Here is a 3,709-nt window from a genome sequence, read left to right as displayed (position 1 = left end):
CATTACCCGTCAGCTCGGCCAGTTCAATCCGGTCGGCCAGATCATGCGGCGTATGTGCAAGGAATACCGGATGGTGGTGCGCATGCTCGAAGCGCGCGGTACCGAGGATTTTGGTCTGATCTCGCAAGAGCTGTATGGCGCTGCCTCTGACGCGTTTCATGCCGGCGATCCGACGCTGTCTGATCTGGGCTTGATGCTTTCCGATTACCTCAACAACATCGACGGTCGCGGCGATCTGAAGGACGAGCCGAAAATCCTCACCGCCAAGGACGCCGTGAACATGTTGCAGACCCGCTTGAGCCGGGTGTTCGGTGAGGCTGAAGAAACTATTCGCGTGTTCGAATCCGACGGTATCGTCGCCGACGCGGCGGCCGGTGCCGACTACATCAAGATTCGCACCGACGCGATGTTCAACGAGCGCGACGTGCGCGCCCTCGAAGTGCACGAAGGGCTGGTGCATGTCGGCACGACATTGAATGGATTGAATCAGCCGATCTGCACCTTTCTGTCCAAAGGTCCACCGTCGTCGACGGTGACCCAGGAAGGCCTGGCGATCCTGATGGAAATCATCACTTTCGCCTCGTACCCGAGTCGCCTGCGCAAACTCACCAACCGCACCCGCGCCATTCACATGGTCGAGGAGGGCGCGGATTTCCTGCAGATCTTCGAATTTTTTCGCGAGCAGGGTTTCGAAATGGCGGAAAGTTATGGCAACGCCAGTCGGGTTTTCCGCGGCTCGGTGCCGACCGGCCTGCCATTCACCAAAGACTTGTCCTACCTCAAGGGCTTTATCATGGTTTACAACTACATTCAGTTGGCCGTGCGTAAGGGCAAGCTGGAGCAGGTGCCGCTGCTGTTCTGCGGCAAGACCACGCTGGAAGACATGCGCACGTTGCGTCAGTTGGTCGATGAAGGTCTGGTGGTGCCGCCCAAGTATTTGCCGGAACAATTCCGCGACATGAATGCGCTGTCGGCGTGGATGTGCTTCTCCAACTTCCTCAATCACCTGAGCCTGGACCGGATCGAAGCGGATTACTCCAATATTTTGTAAAACACTGATCCCCCTGTAGGAGCGAGCCTGCTCGCGATAGCGGACCGAAATTCAGTATTGATGTTGCCTGATACTCCGCTATCGCGAGCAGGCTCGCTCCCACAGGGAACCGCATGGAAACAGGCCCGACGGGGTTAGCCGTCGGACCCAGGGTCAGCGCATTATTGCGCTTTTTGCGGTTGTTGCGCTTTCCAGGCCTTGAATTCAGCCCATTCCGCGCGGCGCTCAGCCTTCTTCTTCTGCATGTCGTCGAATTGCTTCTGTTGATCGGGCTTCAGCAGGGCGCGTACGTCGGCGTCGGCTTTCTTGTGGTTGGCAGCCATTTCGTCTTTCATGGCTTTCTGATCGGCTGGCGACAGCTTCTCCAGGTATTTGCCGACCACTTGCTTACGTTCGTGCATCTGCTCGCCCATGATCTTGCGGATCTGCTCGCGCTGTTCGCGGCTCAGGTCCAGTTGGCTGTACGGGCCTTTGCCGTGCATGCCATGCATCTGACCACCGTGACGCGGGCCGTCCATCGGGCCGCCACCTTCAGGCATGGCCATGGCGACGGTTGGCAGAGCGGCAGCGAACATCAGAGCGATTAGAGTCTTGCGCATGGTGAATCTCCTTGTCTCGTTCCCGGTACGTTCCGGATGAGTTCAGATTACGCAGATCAAGGTCAGCGGCGGTCAGCGAAGCGTAAAGCTTCGGTAAAGAGGATTTAGTATCTGCCTGACAAACCCAGCGATTCACCGGGCCCGCTGTAGCAGCTGTCGAGCCCGCGACGCTGCGTCCGGCGGCGCAGCCGTCGTCAATTCAGTCGATCGTATTTTTCAGGTAGACCGCGTTTACAGGTTTTGCGACGGCTGCGCCGCCGGACGCAGCCTCGCGGGCTCGGCAGCTGCTACCAGGTCGCGTTGTTTTCAACGGCTGTAGTAATAACCGCGGCTGCGCAGCGCCACGATGCGCGGGCGGCCATCGGGGTGCGGACCGATCTTTTTGCGCAGATTGCTGACGTGCATATCCAGGCTGCGGTCATACAGGGTCAGTTTGCGGCCGAGGGCTATCTGCGCCAGTGCCTGCTTGTCCAGTGGTTCGCCCGGTTGTTTTAGCAAGGCTTCCAACAGGCGGCTTTCGGAAACGGTGAGGGTGAACTCCTGATCGTCGATGCTGACCACGCCGCGCATCGGGCTGAAACACAAATCGCCCAGCTCGAGCTGGCTGGAGACGGCCGCCGGATGACTGCGGCGCAACACGGCGCGCAAGCGGGCGGTCAGTTCCCGTGGATCGCAGGGTTTGGCCAGGTAATCATCGGCGCCCAGTTCCAGGCCGAGGATGCGGTCAAGCGGTTCGCCGCGCGCCGAGAGCATCAGCACCGGCAGGTCCGGGTGATCACTGCGCAATTGCTTGAGCAATTCCAGGCCACTGCCGTCCGGCAGCATCACGTCCAGCACCACCGCTGCCGGGGACGTTTCGGCCAGCGCACGACGGGCGCTCTGGCCGTCGTGGCAGGCACGCACCTGAAAGCCTTCCTGGCTCAGCCAACTGACCAGCAGCTCACATAGCTCCTGGTCATCATCAATTAATAACAGCTCGCTCATGACTCACTCAATTTAGCCATTGTCGACGTTTTCTATACGCACCGCTGGCGAAGATACCGCAGAGCAGAGCCAATAGCGCTACTCCCGCGCCAACCACGAACCATTGCTGTTGATCCGTCAGAAAGCGCCGCAGCGGGCTGCCGGACTCGCTTTCCTTGAGCTGCTGCTTCAGGCGCTGATTGTCCTGACGCAACCGGCTCAACTGCACGCTCTCACGTTCGGCATGGGTGCCTTGCAATTGCCTGCTCAATTCTTCCCGTCGCTGCTCGCTCAGCTTCAAGCGCTGCTGCAATTCGGCGATCTGGCTCTCTGCACCGAGGGACACAGGCGTTGACTGACTGCCCTCGGCAATTTCCTCAGCGTGGGCGGGTGCCACGATTGCCAACGTGACCCACATCAGACACAACGGACCTTTGCGCATCGGAGCTCCTGATTCCAATTATTATTGGGCAGGTTGTCGGCAGGCAAACGGGAATGATGAGCGATTGAGCGCGCGATGAACCGGGAAGGTTCATCGCGACAGATGACGCTAAGGCAGGACTTGCTTGAACGGCTTGACCGATACATTGGCGTAGACGCCGGCCGCGATGTACGGATCAGCGTCGGCCCAGGCCTGAGCGGCGCTCAGGGAATCGAATTCGGCAACGATCAGGCTGCCGGTGAAACCCGCCGCGCCAGGATCGTTGCTGTCGACCGCCGGGTGCGGGCCGGCCAGAACGATGCGGCCTTCGCCTTTGAGCACTTGAAGGCGCTCAAGGTGAGCCGGCCGTGCGGCCAGGCGGGCTTCCAGGGAGTTGGCGACGTCTGTGGCAATGATTGCGTAAAGCATGTCAGTCCTCGGTTTTTGGCGTTGTAGTATCGGCGTCGTGCATATGACGCGACAGGTAGATGCCCTGTGCGATCAGGAACAGCAAGGTCAGGCCCAGGCTGCCGAAGACTTTGAAGTCGACCCAGTATTCCTGGAACGTGAACGCGACGAACAGGTTGGCGGCACCGCAAAACAGGAAAAAAGCGATCCAGGCAATGTTCAGGCGGGCCCAGACCGGGTCCGGCAACGTCAGTGCATGGCCCATGA

At 59.6% G+C, this 3,709-nt stretch carries 6 protein-coding genes; 1 reads left to right on the top strand and 5 read right to left on the bottom strand.

Translation table 11 applies throughout. The annotated features are described in order from the left end of the window. On the top strand, window positions 1-1,051 hold a 1,051-nt coding region (locus tag F8N12_RS27110; RefSeq protein WP_150583107.1), incomplete at its 5' end, for a flavohemoglobin expression-modulating QEGLA motif protein. 161 nt (window positions 1,052-1,212) lie between these two features. On the opposite strand, the gene F8N12_RS27105 is transcribed toward F8N12_RS27110, so the two are convergent. The 5 genes from F8N12_RS27105 to F8N12_RS27085 form a co-directional block, all read right to left on the bottom strand. Continuing rightward, window positions 1,213-1,650: a Spy/CpxP family protein refolding chaperone gene (locus tag F8N12_RS27105; protein WP_150582488.1), complete on the bottom strand. Its 438-nt coding sequence runs from the start codon at window positions 1,648-1,650 to the stop codon at window positions 1,213-1,215. Between the two features lie 306 nt (window positions 1,651-1,956). Beyond that, on the bottom strand, window positions 1,957-2,634 hold the full coding sequence (locus F8N12_RS27100; protein ID WP_150583091.1) for a response regulator transcription factor: 678 nt from the start codon (window positions 2,632-2,634) through the stop codon (window positions 1,957-1,959). A 7-nt stretch (window positions 2,635-2,641) separates the two neighbouring features. Further along, window positions 2,642-3,055 carry a translation initiation factor 2 gene (locus tag F8N12_RS27095; RefSeq protein WP_150583090.1) on the bottom strand — a complete coding sequence of 138 codons (414 nt, stop codon included), beginning with the start codon at window positions 3,053-3,055 and terminating at the stop codon, window positions 2,642-2,644. Window positions 3,056-3,163: 108 nt separating this feature from the next. Further along, window positions 3,164-3,463, bottom strand: a complete 300-nt coding sequence (locus F8N12_RS27090) for a YciI family protein (RefSeq protein ID WP_008156126.1) — start codon at window positions 3,461-3,463, stop codon at window positions 3,164-3,166. Window position 3,464: 1 nt separating this feature from the next. Then, window positions 3,465-3,709: septation protein IspZ (locus F8N12_RS27085; protein ID WP_191623232.1), on the bottom strand; the 245-nt coding region annotated here is incomplete at its 5' end.

This window comes from Pseudomonas fluorescens, assembly GCF_902497625.1.
GTDB lineage: Bacteria > Pseudomonadota > Gammaproteobacteria > Pseudomonadales > Pseudomonadaceae > Aquipseudomonas > Aquipseudomonas fluorescens_BQ.
This window is presented reverse-complemented; position numbering and strand designations above follow the sequence as displayed.